Below are 18,335 nucleotides of genomic sequence, written 5' to 3' on the forward strand. Positions count from 1 at the left end.
AGGCGGACATACTGCTGGGCGGCAACTTTTACCAGAGTAAACCGGAGGCAGGTATTTACGATGCCAGCTACGGCCTGCTGCTGAAAGGAGATGGCAAGGGCAATTTTAAAGCGGTTAATGAAAGTCAAAGCGGAATAATGGTTAAAGGGCAGGTAAGAAATATTACCAATATCAAAGCTGGTAAAAGAAATCTAACCATTTTTTCCATGAACAATGAAGCGCCGAAGATTTTTGAAATGATAAATAAATAAGCAGGATCACTTAAAAAAAAAACGAATGCTGATATGAAAAAATTAATTGTTGCCTGCTTATTATTTGCCGGGATTACGGCAAATGCACAAACCGAAAAAGCGAAAACGAAACCACTTTTTAACGGCAAAAATTTAAATGGCTGGTACAGCTTTCTTACTTCAAAAGGAAAGAATAGTGATCCTGAAAAAGTATTCAATATCGAAAATGGTTTGCTGCATATTTCGGGGAAAGAGTTCGGTTATATTTGTACTGAAAAAGTATACAGCAATTTTCATCTGATAGTTGAATTTAAATGGGGCACAAAAAAGTATCCGCCAAGAGATGCAGACACTACTAAAAGAGACAACGGCATTTTATATTTCGTACCGCTCAATGCAAAGGATTTTGTCTGGCCAAAAGGTATCGAATGCCAGATACAGGAAGGTGATGTAGGTGATTTCTGGATGGTGGATAGTGCAACAGTTGTAGTAGATGGCGTTCGTTCGGGTCCTAAAGATTTTAACCGGGCTAAAAAGAAAGCCGATGCAGAAAAACCAACAGGCGAATGGAACAGGGTAGAAGTAATTTCAAACAACGGAAAGCTTACACATATTGTAAATGGTACCGTTGTAAATGAAGCGACAGACCCAAGTGTAACCGAAGGAAAAATAATTATTCAGTCAGAAGGAGCAGAAATATATTACCGCAAGATTGAGCTTGCCGAATTGAAATAAAGGTGACTGCCTTTAGCAGAACAATTAAAGACCGAACAGTAAAAATAATTTGATTAACGATTAAAACAGAGTGCTATGCCTGGAGATTCCACCAACGTCAACAACAAATCAGCCACCCAAAATACTTATGATGCCATCGTAATTGGTTCCGGCATCAGTGGTGGCTGGGCCGCGAAAGAACTAAGTGAAAAAGGATTAAAAGTATTGATGTTGGAACGTGGCCGTCCGCATGAACACATCAAAGATTATGCATCGGCCAGTAAAGACCCATGGGATTTTCCTCACCGCGGTAAGGCGCCCTTGCAGTATAAAAAAGACAACCCGGTTATATCCCGTGATTGGGCCATGTATGGCACCGCAGCGCAGGAAGCCATCCTGGATAGTTGGGTAAATGAAAAGGAATGTCCTTATGTACAGGAAAAGCCTTTCGCCTGGTGGCGCAGCTACCAGTTTGGCGGCCGTTCACTCTTATGGGGAAGACAAAGCTATCGTTTAAGTGACCTGGATTTTGAAGCCAATGCAAAAGACGGCATTGCCATCGACTGGCCGATCCGTTATAAAGAGATGGCGCCCTGGTATGACTATGTAGAAAAATTCGCCGGCATTAGTGGCTCCATAGAAGGTTTACCGCATTTGCCGGACGGACATTTTTTACCGCCGATGGAATTGAATGTGGTAGAAAAAGATGTGGCAGCAAGAATAAAACAACAATACAAAGACCGCCATATGATCATTGGGCGTGTGGCCAATTTAACAGCACCATTGCAGGCAAGAACCCAGTGCCAGTACAGGAACCGTTGCTGGGAAGGATGTCCTTTCGGCGGTTATTTTAGTACGCAGTCGTCTACATTTCCAGCGGCAACTGCTACCGGTAATTTAACCGTTCGGCCATGGAGCATTGTTACAAAAATCATTTACGATAAAAATACAAAGAAGGCAACAGGCGTAGAAGTGCTGGACGCTGAAAACAATAAAACTTACGAGTTTCATGCAAAAATTCTTTTCCTGAATGCTTCTGCTTTAAACAGTGCCTGGGTGCTAATGAATTCAGCAACTGATATCTGGCCTGATGGACTGGGCAGCAGCAGTGGCGAATTAGGTCATAATGTAATGGATCATCACTACATGCTGGGCGCACAGGGAACAATAGAAGGTTTTGAAGATAAAACAACCTACGGCCGCAGGGCGAATGGTTTTTATATTACCCGCTTTGCGAATTTATATGGTGATAAAAGGGACTTTTTGCGTGGGTATGGTTACCAGGGAAGTGCCAGCCGGGAAGGCTGGAGCCGTGAAGTAGCTGAACTGAATATTGGCGGCGATTTTAAAGAAGCGTTGACTGAACCCGGAGCATGGAGCATTGGAGCTACAGGCTTTGGTGAGATACTGCCTTACCATGATAATAAAATTTCTTTGCACAAAACTGTAAAAGACAAATGGGGCTTACCCGTTTTATCTATGGATGCAGGATTGAAAGAAAACGAATTAAAAATGCGTAAAGATATTATTAAAGAACTGGTAGCCATGTTTGAAGCCGCAGGCGTGAAAAATATTACTACCTGGGATAAGGACTATAACATTGGCCAAGGCATTCACGAAATGGGTACGGCACGCATGGGCAACGACCCCAAAACATCGGTATTGAATTCGCACAACCAGGTATGGGATGCACTGAACGTGTTTGTAACAGATGGCGCAGCGATGACATCATCCGCTTGTCAAAATCCATCACTTACTTACATGGCTTTAACAGCACGGGCAGCAGAGTATGCCGTGAGTGAATTGAAGAAAGGAAATATTTAAACACACATTTTAACAGAGTGACCAATCAAAGAAGGCTTGCAATACAACTAATAATTAACAACAAATCAATCATTAAAAAATGAAACAACACTTATTTTTTTCAGCAATACTGGTGGCCGGCTTTTTAAGCACCAATGCGCAGAATGCAAAACCAGAAGACACAGAATACTATACACCGGTGCCTAAAGTAGTTACCCCGGGTAGTGCATATGGTGTGCCGCCAAGTGATGCGATTGTATTATTCGATGGAAAAAATCTGGACCAGTGGGTGCCAACCAAAGACAGCACTTCAAACAACAAATGGACTGTTGCTGATAATTGCATGACCGTAAACAAAGCCAACGGCGATTTGCAGACAAAAAGATCTTTTACCGATTTTCAATTGCATATTGAATACCGTATTCCGGCCAACATTACCGGCAGCGGCCAGGCCCGTGGTAACAGCGGTATCTTTTTAGCGGCATTGCCATGGGGCGCCGGTGGTTACGAGTTACAGGTACTGGATAATTACAACAACACCACTTATGTAAACGGACAGGCCGGAAGTATGTATAAACAAACGCCGCCATTGGTGAACGCTTGCCGAAAACCCGGCGAGTGGCAAACCTATGATGTTGTTTGGACTGCACCCCGCTTTAACGAAGATGGTACAGTGAAAAGCCCTGCCCGTGTAACGGTTTTACACAATGGCGTACTGGTACAAAATAATACAACATTAACAGGCGATACACCCTACATTGGTAAACCGGAATATAAAAAACATGGTGCTGCGCCCATTAAATTACAAGCCCATGGTGATAAAAGTGAACCAATCAGTTACCGCAATATCTGGGTGAGAGAACTATAACCAACCAATGAATTTTCAACGCACATTATATTGCCTGTTTACGGCCATTATATTTTGCGGATGTAAAAGTAAAACGGTTACGCTTTTTTCAATGATGCCTGCAGCGCAGACGGGTATTGACTTTGAAAATAAAATTGCGGATACGGACACGCTCAACATCCTCGATTATTTGTATTACTATAACGGAGGGGGTGTAGCAGTGGCTGATTTTAATAATGATGGACTGGCGGATATTTATTTTACCAGCAACCAGGGCAGTAATAAATTATACCTCAACAAAGGCAATTTTAAATTTGAAGATATCACTGCGAAAGCAGGCGTACAGGGAAAGGGCAATTGGAAAACAGGTGTTACAGTGGCAGATGTTAACGGTGACGGCTTGCTGGATATTTACGTTTGTGAAGTGGGAGGATATAAAAGTTTTAAAGGCCACAATGAACTTTTTATAAATAATGGTTCTTCTCCCTCTCCTAAAGGAGAGGGCCGGGGTGAGGTTAGTTTTACAGAAAGCGCCCATACTTACGGACTGGATATTGAAGGCTTCAATACCCAGTCCGTTTTTTTTGATTACGACCATGACGGTGACCTGGACATGTTCCTGGTAAATCATTCTGTACATTCCAGCCAGAGCTATAGCGACTCTTCCATGCGGCATGTAAAAAATGATGCCGCAGGGGATAAATTATTCCGGAATGATAGTACAGCCACCGGCAGAAAATTCGTTGAAGTAACAACTGAAGCTGGAATTTACAGCAGCATTGTCGGCTACGGTCTTAATGTTGCCATTGCCGATATCAACAACGACGGCTGGGATGATATTTATGTAAGCAACGATTTTCACGAAAATGATTATTACTATGTCAACAACCACAACGGGACTTTTTCAGAAATAAACCGCGAGGCTTTTGGTCATGAAAGTCGCTTCTCCATGGGTAGTGCCATTGCTGATATGAACAACGATGGCTGGCAGGATATTATAACGTTAGATATGTTGCCGGCAGACGAAAAAATTTTAAAGGCTTCTGCCGGGGATGACCCGTTCGACATTTACAATTTTAAATTTGGGTTTGGATATTACCACCAGTATGCACGCAACTGTTTACAGATGAATGCAGGCGGCGGAAAAAAATTCAGTGACATTGCCCTGTATGCTGGTGTTGCTGCAACAGACTGGAGCTGGAGCCCGCTGGCAGCGGATTTTGATAACGACGGCATCAAAGATTTATTTATCTCCAATGGTATTTTAAGGCGACCTAACGATCTTGATTTTGTGAAATTTTACAGCAGCAGAACAGGCAATGATACCAGCCGTGCAGCAGATTTGGCAGCCATCAGCAAGATGCCCGAAGGCAAAATAAGCAACTACATTTTTAAAGGAACCGACAGCCTCAAATTTATTGATGAAACCACCGCATGGGGTCTTCAACACCCGGGCTTTAGTAACGGTGCTGCCTATGCTGATTTGGACAATGACGGCGACCTTGATATTGTTATCAACAACATCAATGAACCAGCTACTATTTACAGGAACAATACGGTGCAGCAACAATTAAATCATTTCATAGAACTGCAGTTAGATGGAGATGATCAGAACAAATTTGCTATCGGCGCAAAAGTTACGCTTCAGCAGAAAGACAAAATACAAACCAGTTATCTCAATGCCAGCAAAGGTTTTGAAAGTGCGTCGCTTCAGTACATTCATTTTGGTACTGGTTCAGATTCAATCATTGATAGAATAGAAATTTCATGGCCTGACGGAAAATCAGAAATACTTACAGATGTAAAAGCCAATCAGCGATTAACAGTTTTATACAAGAACGCAGAAAATAACAATAAAACTTTATTGCTTCCAGGCATTAATTCTACAGGTAATAGTTTATTTAAGAATATTACCGATTCCATTCAACTGTCATATAAACACCAGGAAAATAATTTCAACGATTTTAATGTACAGGCTTTTATTCCACATATGGTTTCTACACAAGGACCAAAATTGGCAGTAGCTGATGTGAACGGCGATGGCCTGGAAGATTTTTTTGTTTGCGGCGCTGCGGGACAGGCGGGCGCTTTGTTTCAGCAAAATGCTTACGGTAAATTCATTGCCACCAATCAAAATTTATTTAGTGCAGATGCCGCATGTGAAGATGTGAATGCCCTCTTTTTTGATGCAGACAATGATGGCGATAAAGACCTGTATGTAGTAACGGGCGGCAATGAAACAGAAGCAAAAGTGGCATCTTCTTTAGACAGGTTATACATCAATGATGGCAAAGGAAACTTCAGCAAATCCGCCACGTTGCCATTGCTTTATGGAAATAAATCTGCAGCCGTTGCTGCTGATGTAGATCATGACGGAGACCTGGATTTATTTGTGGGTGGAAGAGTGGTAGCAGGCAGGTACGGCGATGTACCAACCTCTTATTTATTGATGAACGATGGCAAGGGAAATTTTACAATAGCTGATGATACAAAAGCGCCGGGCCTGAATAAAATCGGAATGGTAACGGATGCCATATGGACTGACATTGATAAAGATGGCTGGCAGGATTTGGTAATCGTTGGTGAGTGGATGCCCATCACTCTGTATAAAAACCAACAAGGCAAACTGGTAAATGGAACTGAGGGTGCTGGATTGGCAAAGACAACCGGCCTATGGACTACGATTCATGCTGCTGATTTAAACAATGATGGCACCGATGAACTATTGGCGGGTAACTGGGGAGAAAATTCAAAGCTGCATGCCAGTGAACAATATCCATTAAAATTATTTGCCGGCGACCTGGATAACAATGGTGCCATGGACCAGGTACTCGCCACTGAAAAAAAGGGCAAGTATTATACCTTTCTGGGTAAAGAAGAAATAGAAAAACAATTGCCTGCTTTGATGCGCAAAAAATATTTACTGTACAGCAGCTTTGCGGGACAAACGGTGGAAGAAGTATTTGGTGAAAAATTGGATCATGCAAAAAAATATACGGCCAGTTTATTGTCGTCTGTAATGCTCGCCAACAATGGCAAAGGAAAGTTTACCATTAGTAAATTACCTGCATCCGTTCAATGGTCGCCAGTGTTTTCTTTTTTAACGGATGACATAAATGACGATGGAAAACCGGATATCATTTCAGCCGGCAATTTTTTCGGCGTATTGCCTTATGAAGGCCGCTATGATGCAGGACTGGGAAGCGTTTTGACAAATGCAGGTACCAATCGATTTAATGTATTGCCATCATACATTAGTGGCTTTATGGCAAGCGGTGAAGTAAGAGACATCAAAAAAATAAAGCTGGCTAACGGCGGCGAATACATACTTGTTGCAAGAAACAATGACAGCATACTTATCTTCAAAGAATAATTTTTTACTTCGCAAAAGCAGCGTCTTATTTTACTGCTTCCAGCAAACAAAAGGAATACGGTTCTACAATCAAATATTCTTTATCTCTGCCCACGATGTAATCTTTTTTATTCCAGTGATCATATAACATAACTGGTGGGTTTCCCTTTTCTTTTACCACCTGCCAGTCAATGTACATTACTTCGTTTTTAAAGTTGAAAAAACAAAAAAGCCTGTTGTCTTCCACTTGCCGTGAAAAACCCGCGACATGTATGTTGTAAGGAGAAAGCCAGGTGAGATTACTATAATCCGCCAGCACCGGTAATTTTTTACGCAGGCGGATCATTTGTTGCGTGGCGCTGAAAATGCGATGCTCAATTGTTCCTTCCACTTCAGCCTTGCTATTTTTATCCCAGTCAATTACAGGCCGGTGCATCCAGCGGTTATCATAACTTTTGGCAGGGTTGCTGAGGTAACTGTAATCATTTGTATACCCTACCTCATCCCCATAAAATAGCATGGGTAAACCACCGATAAAAAAACTGGCGGCCTGCATTACAATGATTCTGTTAATTGCAGTGCTGATCTCATTTTCATTATTATTAGCAATGGCTTTTTCAAGCCCGCACAGAGAGGCCAACGTGCCGCTGATTCTTGCATCCTGCGTTTTTGGATTTACAGAAAACAATGCACCTGTCGCAGTAGATCCTGGCGTGTTGCCGGAGTAAAAATCCTTCAAAAATTTGCGATGCAGGTAAGGATTGAAGCCCGCTTGCTGGATCATATAATCATCATAACCCAAACCAATATCATCATGGCAGCGGGTATAAGTTAACCAGGATGTGCCATACGGCTTTTTCAACAATTCGTGTTGTGCGGCCAGCATTACCCGGGTATCGCCGGTAGCAAGTGCATCCCATTGCAATGCCATTTGCGTGGCGTTGTAGGCAAAGTCGCATTCCCGGGCAACAAAATTTCCGGTACCAAAATATTGCATGATTTCTTTAGGCGCTACGATGGCTTCACCCAATAAAGCCATGCCCGGCGAAGCAACCTGCACACACTGTTTCAGCAGCCGCAACAGGGTATGCGCTTTGGGCAAATTCTGACAGGTAGTGCCGGGTTCCTTCCAGATAAAGGCGGGTGCATCAATGCGCAAAACATCCACCCCAAGGTTGGCATAAAACAATACAATGTCCAGCATCTCTGCCAATACTGCCGGGTTACTGAAATTAAGATCCCACTGGTAATTATGAAACACGGTCATCACCCATTTATGGCATTCGGGCACATAGGTAAAATTGCCGGCAGCCGTTTCAGGGAAAATATCAGGCATGGTCTGCTCAAAAATATCAGGCATGGTGCGGTCATCGTACATATAAAAATAATCCTGGTAATGCTTGTCACCATCCTTGGCTTTCATGGCCCATTCCTGTAAACGGGAGGTATGATTCAGTACGATGTCTGTCATCAGGTACATGCCTGCAGCACTCATCTTTTGTTGAACGACAATTAAATCATCGAGGGTTCCAAAACGGGGATTAATTTTTCTGAAATCAGATACGGCATAACCGCCATCACTTTCACCGGCCGGACTTTCAAAAAGCGGCATCAGGTGTAGAAAATTTACGCCAAGTGTATCAAAATAATCAAGCTTTTCGCCGAGGTTGGTGAGGTTGCCGCAGAACTGGTCAACATATAGACTCATCCCTGTTATTTCATTGCTTAAAAACCAGTTTCCTTTTTCTGCTTTGATCGCATCGGTTTTTTTTAATGCCGGTTTTCTTTTTTTATGAGCAGATGTAAGCGTTTCAATTAACAGATCAAACTGTGGTACCGCTGCTGGATGCTGCCGGTACAATTCATCATACAATGATTTTATGGTAGATGCGTTGGCGATTAACCGGCTGTAAAAAGAAAGGTCATCTTCCTCTTTACCAACCCGGAATTTCAGTAACGCCGATTTTATTTTTTGATGCAGCAGGTAGTCGTACATATTTATTCAGCAACGGTTAATTAAAGATGTCTGTTGTTAGGTGTTTAAAGGCTTCCATGGCGCCGAGGTATTCGCAGGTTCGGGCGCCTGCTTTATTGGCGTTTACCACAAGCTGGTTCCACTGGTTTTCAGACATTGCGTTTATCTGCTCCAGCGATTTATCACTTAACTGGTAAAGCAATGCACCAACAAATGCATCACCTGCGCCGGTAGTATCTACAGGTGTTACAGGGATGCTGGGCACAATCATCGTTTTTTTATTCAGGCCCAGCATGGTGCCTTCCTTACCAAGTGTAATGGCGAAAATGCCATTGGTTTTTTCCAGCAAAATAGCCACGGCATCCGGCAGCGTTACGGCACCTGTAATCAGCATGGCTTCTTCATCACTTACTTTAAAAAAGTGACAGCAGTTTAAAAAATTCCAGGATTGATCAATAAAACTTTGCTTGTTATTTTGAAATAATAGCTGCCTGTAATTTGGGTCAAAACTGATAAAGATATTTTTCAGCAACGCCTTTTGCAATAAGCCCTGGTAGGCAGCCTGCAATGGTCCCGGTAAAAAACCGGTAGCAGAGCCAAAATGAATGATAGAGAACTCATCGAGATTAATATTATCCACTTCTTCCCGGCTTAACTGCCCGTCTGCGCCGCGGTTAAAATAGAAATCTCTTTCCCCGTTTTCCATCAGCGACACAAAAGCAAACGTGGTAAAATAATGTTCATCCTGCAGCATCCATTTGGTAGACACACCAAAATCCTGCATCACTTCTATTAAGTGTCTGCCGAAGGGATCAATACCTACTTTCGCCGCCAGCTCTACATTACCACCTAAGGCTGCAATGGCTGCGGCCACATTGGTTGGTGCTCCGCCGGCTTTTTTTAAAAAGTTATTTCCGTCAGAAAGTGATTTTCCCTTGTCGGTACAAATCATATCAATCAGCGCTTCGCCGATACAAAGAATTTTGCCTTTATTTTTTGAAACGGTATCCATTGGTATAAATTATTTAGAAGATTGTTTGATAAATGTTGTGTCAAAATTAATGGCCGCCACCCATGGGCAGTTGCACTTCGTCACCCGGCGGCACCGTTTTTATCAGCGCAGTTGCCAATGCCGCGATGATTAAAAAGGCGCCCGCAAAACTAATGGCGCTGCCCGGATTGTTATTCAGCAAGTGCTTCAGGATATAACCAAAGGTCAGGTTCTGTAATATCATGGGTATTACAATCATCATGTTGATAATGCCCATGTACACACCGTATCTTTCTTTCGGGATATTGCCCACTACCATTAAATAAGGAATGCCCATCATACTCGCCCAGGCAATTCCAAATCCCGTCATGGGTGCAAACAGCAGGTATTTATTTTCAATGTGCGGAAAAATTAATAAACCGATACCTGCCATTACCAGGCAACTAAAATGCACCAGCTTTGGACTGTATTTATTGGCCAGCCAAACCAGCCCAAAGGCCGATAAAAAGGTAGCTACATTGTACCAGCCATTTACAAGTCCGGTCCAGCCAACTGCTTCTTCGTATAATTTGGGATCTGCCGAAGGCGATGTATGCCATACCGATTGGGCGATACTTTTGGAAGCGTTTTGCCAGTAACAAAACAAGGCATACCATTGAAAGAGGTACACCAGCGCCAGTTGCCACATTACTTTGGGCATATCTTTAATAGCATGGGCGATTTCTATAAAAGGTTCGGCCAAACCCTTTTTATTGGCACGCAGGGCAGCCAGTTCTTCTGCTGTTGGCGGAATTTCCGGTGTTGTTTTTATTGACCATAATACCGAAGCAATGGAACAAAATGAACCAAGGAAGAAGGAGCCATATACCCAGGTTGGAATTTTACCATGGCCCTGCGGAAAATATTTTTGAAACACAAATAGCGATAGGTTTGCCAGGGTGATGCCGAGCCCGGTAAAAAAGCTTTGCGTTAAGAAGCCGGTGGCGTGTTGGTCTGAAGGTAATTTATCTGCAATAAAAGCCCTGTACGGCTCCATGGCGGTATTGTTTCCTGCATCCAGCACCCATAATAAACCTGCGGCCATCCAAAGGCTGCTGCTGAAGGGAAAGAAAAATAAAGTGATGCTGCAAAGCAGGGCACCGATAAAAAAATACGGCTTGCGTCTTCCAAAACGGGGATGCCAGGTTTTATCACTTAACACGCCAATAATGGGCTGAATCAGCAGGCCGGTCATTGGTCCGGCCAGATTTAAAATCGGTATCTGGTCAGGGCTTGCGCCTAAAAAATCATAAATAGGATTGACTGCACTTTGCTGCAAGCCAAAGCTATACTGAATGCCAAAAAAACCAACATTCATATTGATGATTTGCTGAAAACTTAAATGAGGCTTTGGGATAGAAAATGACATAAGCAGGCAATGTTTATAACAATCGTGAAAGTAAGATAATTATAGAAACCCTGCAACCGGTTGATTGGCTGGTTGCAAACGTTTGATGTGGGCAGTTTGGGTTATATAAACGACTGTATCTCTTTCAAAAAACGTTACTGATTTCTTTTAAGTTTTTGTTTGATTCATGATCTACAAACATATTTTTTACCAGGGATGATTGGTACTTTTGTTAATAGAAATAAATGCTCCCGATTATGTATGAGGGAAGATGTTTCGGAAAAATCGCAAAAAACATTTACCATGATAGACTATGCCGTATTAGATGAGTTCTTACTCAGCATCACCAATAACCATATCACTTATAGCACAAAAATTAAGGCCATTGAGTATAAAGATTACAAACCTTACCAAACGTTTCGGGTTGAATACAAACGTTCAGATACCGGCGAAACGGGGGTTATAGAACATTTAACTTACATGGAAAATATTTTCACGTGGACCGACTCCGAATTTCCAGATAAACATCTTTGTCAATTGATCGGTGACAGGATTATCGCTTACTATTATAAAAGGACAGTGTTACTTCCTAAAATACTTCCCTGATTTTTTACCCAGCTTTGACCTTTTCATATTTAGCAGGTTACAAAGACTGTCCTTCCACCAAATAAGAGTCAACATATAATTCCTGGTAGGGAACATCGTCGTTTACGCAGGTCATCATGGCTGAAAGCGCCAGTACGCCCAACTTGTAGCCACTGGTTTCCACATAGGTAATTTCGGGCGTGTATAGTTTTGGAAAAAAGTCACTGTTGCTGATGGTGATCACAGCCACCTCTTCCGGTATTTTAAGTCCAAGTTCCTGAACGGCTTTCATGGTGCTGTTCAGTATAACATCCGTCATACAAAAGATGGTGTCGGGACGTTCACCGTTCAGTAATTTTTGCTTGATGACTTCTTTGGTATTTTCGTAATGATTGGTATTGTAGATAAGCAGCTTCGGCGCATTTTTTTGTTGCTGAAAAACTTTTTGAAAAGCCTTTAATCTTTTTTGAGTGATGGATAAACTTGGCTCGGCAAAAATAGCCAGTACCCTTTTTTTATTTTTTTTGATGATGGCTTCTGCGGCAATAGTGGCGGCGGCTTCATCAGCAAAACAAATGCGGTTGCAACTATTGCTGTCCGGTACACGATCGAAGAAAATTACGGGGATACCCGATTTACTCAGGCTCTGAAACAATTCAAAATTAGACGTACCCGGCGTGATGCAGGCAAACAAACCTGCCACCCGTTGTTTTTTACAATAGCGGATGTGATTGGCTTCAATCTCCGGATCATCATCGGTTTTAAGGATGATCAAAGTGTAGCCAATTTTGCGGCTTTCATTTTCTACCGCATCAATAAAAGAAGTGTAAAATAAATTACTTACTTCCGGTACAATTAACCCGAATATTTTACTATGGCTTGTGCTTAATTGTATGGCGAAAGGATTGGGCTCGTAGTCCAGCATTTCTGCCAGTTCCTTTACTTTTTGTTTGGTCGCATCTGCAATATCAGGATGATCTTTTAATGCACGTGACGCAGTAGAGATACTTATATTGAGCAGTTGCGAAATTTTCTTTAGCGTTATAACATCAGACATCTTTGCCGGCAATTAAGCTTTTATAAGTGGGGTGTTTGTTACAAGGCAACCAATGCATTGGGATAGCTGCATATTACCGATTAATGAGCCGTTAATAAATTAGCTTTCATGGCTAGGTAAATCCCATTGGTCCAGCCAAAGCCATCCTGGCCGGGATACTCACCGCCACCGGCCGGTTCATCCAGGTTTTCCACATTGTATTTTTCCATCATTTTACCCGTTTCGTTAAACACTTTTTCATTTAGCGCAAGCCAGCGCCGGGCTATTTCGTTTGCGAGCGTTTCATGATGGTAGTTATTCAGTCCGGCAAACGCAACCCATTGCAGTGGCGCCCAGCCGTTGGGTGCATCCCATTGCTGACCCGTATGGTTGGTGGTGGTAACAAGTCCCCCATCTTTTAAAAGAAATGTACGGGTAATCGCGGCTGTTTCCACCGCCTGTTCATCCGTGGCTATTTTTGTAAAAAGTGGAAAAAGACCTGCTGCCGTAATATTCCTATTGATTTCTTTTGTTTGCAGGTTGAAATCGCAGAAAAATCCCAGCTCATTATTCCAGCAGTATTTCTGAATAGCGGTACTTCTCCTGGCTGCTTTCATTTCAAAGTCAATGGCATAGGAGGCATTACCCGCCATTGCGTTTGCTTTCGCAATAGTTAGTTCCAGCGTGTACAGCAGGCAGTTTAAATCAACTGGCACAATATCCGTGGTCTGAATCGTTCCAATATTTAGTTGGTCAGCAAACCAGCGGCTGCTAAAATCCCAGCCGCTTTCAGCACCGGCCCTCAGGTGGGTAAATAATTGGTGAGCCGACTGCCGGCTGTGCTTGCTTACATGCACATCTTCCGCATAACTCTCCTGCCTCGGGCTTGGATTGTTATCATAATATCGGTTCAATATTTCGCCATCGGGCATCATAACCACCCGGGCATTTGCTTCGCCGTGCTTGAGATTATCTGATCCCAACATCCAGAAGTTGTATTCTGTTTCCAGTTCATTTTTATATTGAACAAAAATTCCTTCATCTTTTTTTATCCCGGCCAACAAAGTAACCATCAATGCAAAAAAAGGAGGCTGACTGCGGCTTAAATAGTAGCGGCGGTTGCCGTTGGGGATATGACCACAGGTCCGCAGCAAAAAAGAAAAATTATTGATCATGCTTTCGATCAGATCTACCCGCCCGTGCTGTTGCAGACCAAGCATGGTAAAATAACTGTCCCAGTAATAAATTTCCCTGAAACGGCCGCCGGGAACTATGTAGGTGTATGGCAGATTGATCAGCGAACTTTTCTCTTCAACAGGAACTCTTGTAAGCACATCCCATAAATGCCGGATATTTTCTTCAACAGAAAGTTGTTTATTGCTTTGATAATTGGCGGCAATCACTGGCGGCTCATCAAAATTTTTTGCTATAAATTTTTTAAGATCGAAGACCGGTTGATCTTTTTCCTGGAGATATTGAAGGGAAATGTTATCCAACGATCCTTTTGGAATACAATCCACAAAGGTTTTTCCATCTGCGAATACATTACCCATTTGAACATCCTCAAACAAGGGACGACACTCAAAGATATCGGTATTGCTCATCGTTGTAATAGTTTAACTAACGTTTAGTGACCTCCGGCTGTAAATTCAATTTTAGCGCCGGTCTTCTTTTGTATGCGGTAAAAGAAAAACAAACAAATCATCAGCACCGTCATCGGTATCAGCGAAAAATAAAAGGCGTTTTCGCCGCCAATATGTTTAAAAAGATAACCCACCAGTCTTGAACCAATTGTACCACCAATGGCCGAAAAGAAAACCAGCAATGATGCCATAGGGCTATGAAACATTTTTTCTGTAGCACTTAATACAAACGAATTTACCAATGGGTAAATGGGTGCCAGAAAAAAACCAATCAGCGGAAACACGTAAGCGATTACAGGCACATCCTTTAATGAAAGAATTTCTTTTGCTTCCAGGTGTTGCGTTTGAGGCAACACAAACAACACCATCAACGCCGCCCCAATTAAACAGGCCGCCAATATGATCAGCCAGTCAATTTTTTTAACAAGCAATGAAGAAATATACCTGCCCAACGCGATGGACAACATCAATATAACAGCCATGAAAACACTGGTACGCTCCGGCAGATGCAGCACTTTTTGATTAAAAGTGGGCAGCCAGCTCATAATACCCTGCTCCGTCATTACATACATAAATGCAGCTACTGCAAAAATCAGCACCAGCGGGCGCTTCAGCAGTTTAATCATTTCTATAAAATCGTCTCCCAGGCTGGTGCCGGGTATTTCATAATTAACTTTAAAATCAGACACTAGCAGGATGATAAATGACGCAGCTATCAATACTGCCAGTAAAAGATAAATGCGCAACCATGCGTCAGGATTTGTATCGCTGTAAAAAAGCGGGAATACAACAAAGCCACCGGCGATGCCAATCATAAAAAAACTTTCGATGGAAGTAAGCAGACTTTTATGTTCCTTATCATTGCTGGTGATAATACCGATCATGGAATAAACGGATACTTTAATTACCGCGAAAGAAATACCAACACATGCAAACAAGATGCGCACCGAAGTAAAAGAATTGCCATAGTACATTCCGATGCAGCCAACAAAAACCAGCGCCAGTGCTATCAGCATTCCTTTCTTATATCCTATCCGGGGTAAAAAAGATCCTATGAGAAAAGACACAAATGCAATCGACAGATCTTTAAATGCTTCCAGCGAACTGGCTTTTAATTCATCGACATGATAGGTATTGATGGATTTTTGAATGAGGATACCCACGCTGTTCAGCAGTATTGCAAAAACAAAATAGTTTAAATACAGCGAGGTTTTAATTTTCCAATTATTCATATAGCAATTTGATCGTGATGAGTGCTTAAATATACACAACCTTTACAGATACTGATTCAACAGCAACAGGTATTATTTTTAATGTCCGTTAAGTTGCAGATTCCGAAAAATTTCAGGCCACTGTTATAAAATTAAAAAGTGCCCGTTGTAAAACGGGCACCTGTTATCAATAAAATTAAAGGTAGAAATCTAACCTTTTCCGTTTAAATTAAAGCGTATACCAACACAAGCATAAAGATGATTGGTGAAAACTTTATAACCTGGAAATCCTACAGGTACATTGGCGGACCTGGTGCGGTCTGCCTGGGCTCATAAAATGGGTTAGCTTTTAGGTTTTAATAAAATATATTTGAACGAGCTGTTATAGGCGGCATCAATAAAAGCCAGCATAGCAGGCCATTTATCTTTAAGGTTATTTGCTTTTTTATATATTTTTTTGATCTTTAAAACCACCATCCCATTTTGTTCTTCCGCATCACAGGTAAAAGTGCCGGTCTCATTATCGATACTTGTTTTTAATTCCTTTACTCCTTCAGCTGTGTAACCGTCTGGTATTTTAAAATTGATGGTCCAGTTAAGCGTTCTGGCGTACCCAACATTGATATCATATTTTCTTACACGCTCTTCTTTTTTTATTTGTAATTGAGACCCTACCAGGCCAGCAATGTTTACCAGGTATTTTTTTCCTGCTTTTCGCACCATGCCTGCCAGTTCAAAGTCTTCTGTATACACCAGGTTTTTTGCTTTTAATGAACGGCCATCGCTGGAAATGGCGAAGTTTTTATATTTTATCTTTTGTTGAAACTCTCCCTGCAACTCACTTTTCACCTGTTCAACTTTTGCTTCTTTAAATTCATCCTTCAGTGCTTTCACTGATTTGATGTATTCCTCTTCCTGCGCATCTTTCATTTTTTCCGTAGGAGATGAACCGCCATAATATTTATAGTCGTCCAGCATATAGGGTGTATACTTCAGGGCGGTATAAATATTCCTGGTTTTACTGATGCCCGTGTAAGTGCTGACACGGGAAACATTCCATGTACTCATATCTGCAGCAAGTGATGCATTTATGGTGTAGTCGGAAACGTTATCCTGGAAGCCTGCATCGGGAAGCTGTACGGGAGTTATATTCTGCGTATTTTGTTTTGTTGGTTTATCTATGATCCAAGCTTCACTACCTAACAGGTTTTCCACAAGGTCGCCCGGATTGCTGTGATCGGTCCAGTTAAAATAAAAACTATTATTCACTTTGCATACATAGCGCAGTTCCTGGTCGAATAATATATTGCTGAGTTTGCCCAAAGTATTGGACACACTGATCAATATATCTGTGTGAATGTCTTTTTGCGAAAGCAAAAAGCTGAAAATATATGCGGCTACCTTATCACTAAAATAATTATCACGGTTTATCGCAATATTCCTCATTTTGTAATATACAAGGTTGAGAAATTCTTTATCACTGAGGTCTTTGACACCCTGCTTTTTCAACTGTGACCACACAACAGATGCGTATGCGTATACTGTACCGTATTCGGGGTAATAATAATTTCCGGTCTGTTCAAAATCTTCCCATGCTTTTTTGGCAAGCTCTTCTTTCGTGAAACCGGTTTTAATTTCCCCCGCCTGACCAATAAGTGCTCCTTTTATTTTCTCGTTATTGGCATATATTACCTGGAATTTTGTTAAGGGATACACCTGGAATGAACTGATAAAGTTCACATCTTTTTCAACGCCCCGGTCGCTATCTGTAAAAACATATTTAAAGAAACCGTCGTCGCTTGCGTCTGCCTTTTTAAAATCCGGAGCGCCATTTATGGATAAGGATTTGAAAAAAGATTTATTATCGGTTTCAATATTGATCTGGTTAAAAAGTATGGGATAACTTTTATTGCACACTTCGTATTGCGGATCAAACTCAATGTACCCCGTTCCCTTAACATCCAGCTTGCTTTTGGTGTTCGTAACATATTCCAATATATCGCCCGGCTCAAGATCTGGCACGGCAACTTTATAATATCTTTTTTGAGCACCAACCTGTTGATCGAAAAAACTCTTAAAAAATTCGGGTACGTCTGATATTGACTCCACTCCTACGGCGTCATTTAAAGCAACTACTTTGGAACTGCTATCAGGCTTGGTTATCCGGGCACTAAAGCCATCTGTTTTATCGCTGTACCTGAAATAAATTTCAGTAAAAGATTTCACAGCATTTTTATCATTCAGTTTTATTTTAAATCGTACGTTTTCAAAAAATAATAAACTTCTTTCTCCCCTGGATAAAAAACCAAACCTTGATTTTTTATCAATGGTTACGCTTCGTTTAAAACCAAATACAATGGCCGATTCATTTTTATATTTATCGGGTACAATATTGGTGGCAAATGCAGGAATATTTTCTGCCCAAAGTGTTTTAGCATTGTCTTCAATATTATCTAAAAAATCTTCGTTAATAATAGTTTGAGCGCTGGCCGCGAAGGCAAGAAATGCAAACGCAACCGGCAGAATTATCTTTTTATAATTAATTGTTTTCATTGCGGTTG

13 protein-coding genes are annotated in these 18,335 nt (G+C 41.7%); 6 read left to right on the plus strand and 7 right to left on the minus strand.

Annotated elements, in window-relative coordinates; translation table 11 throughout:
• From JWR61_RS08110 to JWR61_RS08130, 5 genes are all read left to right on the plus strand, one after another.
• Nucleotides 1–251 (plus strand): hypothetical protein (locus JWR61_RS08110; protein WP_301927340.1); only part of this gene is annotated, 251 nt, incomplete at its 5' end.
• A 33-nt stretch (nt 252–284) separates the two neighbouring features.
• Complete coding sequence (locus tag JWR61_RS08115; RefSeq protein ID WP_301927341.1) at nt 285–965, plus strand: DUF1080 domain-containing protein; 681 nt, start codon at nt 285–287, stop codon at nt 963–965.
• A gap of 75 nt (nt 966–1,040) precedes the next feature.
• Entirely contained in the window at nt 1,041–2,768 is a 1,728-nt protein-coding gene (locus tag JWR61_RS08120) for a GMC oxidoreductase (RefSeq protein WP_301927342.1), read from the plus strand.
• A 79-nt stretch (nt 2,769–2,847) separates the two neighbouring features.
• Nucleotides 2,848–3,615 carry a DUF1080 domain-containing protein gene (locus JWR61_RS08125; protein ID WP_301927343.1) on the plus strand — a complete coding sequence of 256 codons (768 nt, stop codon included), beginning with the start codon at nt 2,848–2,850 and terminating at the stop codon, nt 3,613–3,615.
• Nucleotides 3,616–3,622: 7 nt separating this feature from the next.
• Nucleotides 3,623–6,967, plus strand: a complete 3,345-nt coding sequence (locus tag JWR61_RS08130) for a VCBS repeat-containing protein (protein ID WP_301927344.1) — start codon at nt 3,623–3,625, stop codon at nt 6,965–6,967.
• A 25-nt stretch (nt 6,968–6,992) separates the two neighbouring features.
• Here JWR61_RS08130 and JWR61_RS08135 read toward each other — a convergent pair whose 3' ends face one another.
• The 3 genes from JWR61_RS08135 to JWR61_RS08145 are packed head-to-tail and all read right to left on the minus strand — an operon-like array spanning nt 6,993 to nt 11,320.
• A complete protein-coding gene (locus JWR61_RS08135; protein WP_301927345.1) occupies nt 6,993–8,942 on the minus strand; it encodes an alpha-amylase family protein in 1,950 nt (649 codons plus the stop codon).
• 16 nt (nt 8,943–8,958) lie between these two features.
• Nucleotides 8,959–9,933 carry a carbohydrate kinase gene (locus tag JWR61_RS08140; RefSeq protein ID WP_301927346.1) on the minus strand — a complete coding sequence of 325 codons (975 nt, stop codon included), beginning with the start codon at nt 9,931–9,933 and terminating at the stop codon, nt 8,959–8,961.
• A 46-nt stretch (nt 9,934–9,979) separates the two neighbouring features.
• Entirely contained in the window at nt 9,980–11,320 is a 1,341-nt protein-coding gene (locus JWR61_RS08145) for an MFS transporter (RefSeq protein ID WP_301927347.1), read from the minus strand.
• Nucleotides 11,321–11,560: 240 nt separating this feature from the next.
• Between JWR61_RS08145 and JWR61_RS08150 the strand changes: the two genes are divergently transcribed.
• Nucleotides 11,561–11,905 (plus strand): hypothetical protein, encoded by a 345-nt coding sequence (locus JWR61_RS08150; RefSeq protein ID WP_301927348.1) that lies wholly within the window; start codon nt 11,561–11,563, stop codon nt 11,903–11,905.
• 37 nt (nt 11,906–11,942) lie between these two features.
• Here the strand turns inward: JWR61_RS08150 and JWR61_RS08155 are convergent, their stop codons facing one another.
• The 4 genes from JWR61_RS08155 to JWR61_RS08170 all read right to left on the minus strand — a co-directional run bounded on the left by JWR61_RS08155 (nt 11,943) and on the right by JWR61_RS08170 (nt 18,327).
• Nucleotides 11,943–12,941, minus strand: coding sequence for a LacI family DNA-binding transcriptional regulator (locus JWR61_RS08155; RefSeq protein ID WP_301927349.1), 999 nt, complete (start codon nt 12,939–12,941; stop codon nt 11,943–11,945).
• A gap of 80 nt (nt 12,942–13,021) precedes the next feature.
• On the minus strand, nt 13,022–14,524 hold the full coding sequence (gene treF / locus JWR61_RS08160) for an alpha,alpha-trehalase TreF (protein WP_301927350.1): 1,503 nt from the start codon (nt 14,522–14,524) through the stop codon (nt 13,022–13,024).
• A 23-nt stretch (nt 14,525–14,547) separates the two neighbouring features.
• Nucleotides 14,548–15,795, minus strand: a complete 1,248-nt coding sequence (locus JWR61_RS08165) for a sugar MFS transporter (RefSeq protein ID WP_301927351.1) — start codon at nt 15,793–15,795, stop codon at nt 14,548–14,550.
• Between the two features lie 321 nt (nt 15,796–16,116).
• Nucleotides 16,117–18,327 carry a hypothetical protein gene (locus JWR61_RS08170; RefSeq protein WP_301927352.1) on the minus strand — a complete coding sequence of 737 codons (2,211 nt, stop codon included), beginning with the start codon at nt 18,325–18,327 and terminating at the stop codon, nt 16,117–16,119.
• Nucleotides 18,328–18,335 lie beyond the last annotated feature (8 nt).

It is taken from the genome of Ferruginibacter sp. (assembly GCF_028288465.1).
GTDB lineage: Bacteria > Bacteroidota > Bacteroidia > Chitinophagales > Chitinophagaceae > Ferruginibacter.

Excerpts from the sequence above, each read along its gene's own strand:
- JWR61_RS08130 (WP_301927344.1), top strand. The coding sequence starts at position 3,623 with ATGAATTTTCAACGCACATTATATTGCCTGTTTACGGCCATTATATTT.
- treF (WP_301927350.1), bottom strand. The coding sequence starts at position 14,524 with ATGAGCAATACCGATATCTTTGAGTGTCGTCCCTTGTTTGAGGATGTT.
- JWR61_RS08145 (WP_301927347.1), bottom strand. The coding sequence starts at position 11,320 with ATGTCATTTTCTATCCCAAAGCCTCATTTAAGTTTTCAGCAAATCATC.
- JWR61_RS08140 (WP_301927346.1), bottom strand. The coding sequence starts at position 9,933 with ATGGATACCGTTTCAAAAAATAAAGGCAAAATTCTTTGTATCGGCGAA.
- JWR61_RS08115 (WP_301927341.1), top strand. The coding sequence starts at position 285 with ATGAAAAAATTAATTGTTGCCTGCTTATTATTTGCCGGGATTACGGCA.
- JWR61_RS08120 (WP_301927342.1), top strand. The coding sequence starts at position 1,041 with ATGCCTGGAGATTCCACCAACGTCAACAACAAATCAGCCACCCAAAAT.
- JWR61_RS08150 (WP_301927348.1), top strand. The coding sequence starts at position 11,561 with ATGAGGGAAGATGTTTCGGAAAAATCGCAAAAAACATTTACCATGATA.
- JWR61_RS08125 (WP_301927343.1), top strand. The coding sequence starts at position 2,848 with ATGAAACAACACTTATTTTTTTCAGCAATACTGGTGGCCGGCTTTTTA.
- JWR61_RS08170 (WP_301927352.1), bottom strand. The coding sequence starts at position 18,327 with ATGAAAACAATTAATTATAAAAAGATAATTCTGCCGGTTGCGTTTGCA.
- JWR61_RS08135 (WP_301927345.1), bottom strand. The coding sequence starts at position 8,942 with ATGTACGACTACCTGCTGCATCAAAAAATAAAATCGGCGTTACTGAAA.
- JWR61_RS08155 (WP_301927349.1), bottom strand. The coding sequence starts at position 12,941 with ATGTCTGATGTTATAACGCTAAAGAAAATTTCGCAACTGCTCAATATA.
- JWR61_RS08165 (WP_301927351.1), bottom strand. The coding sequence starts at position 15,795 with ATGAATAATTGGAAAATTAAAACCTCGCTGTATTTAAACTATTTTGTT.